Source organism: Pseudomonas sp. AC083 (assembly GCF_979253165.1).
The window spans coordinates 1-229 of record NZ_CEEDDH010000387.1 but is presented as its reverse complement, the minus strand read 5'-3'; the positions used below and the strand labels follow the sequence as shown (position 1 = coordinate 229).

The 229-nt window shown below is 50.2% G+C and carries 1 protein-coding gene; it reads right to left on the bottom strand.

All coding sequences use genetic code 11. The annotated features are described in order from the left end of the window. Positions 1-229, bottom strand: a 229-nt coding sequence (locus AC0IXA_RS28295) for an iron chelate uptake ABC transporter family permease subunit (RefSeq protein WP_471815042.1), incomplete at both ends; no start/stop codon positions are given.

Below are 229 nucleotides of genomic sequence, written 5' to 3'. Positions count from 1 at the left end.
GCTCATCCCCCGATGAACAAGACGCGCAAAAAAGAGAACGAGACACAGGGTCACAAGCGCTGTTGTCAGACTGAATAATGGCAGTGTGAAACTGCCAACAAGCGGGAGCTGCAAGCTAAAAAACAGGGTCGCTACGGCTCCAACTGATGCCCCTTGAGATACCCCCAGCGTATAAGGGTCAGCGAGAGGATTTTTTAATAAACCTTGAAAAGCTGCACCAGATAACGCC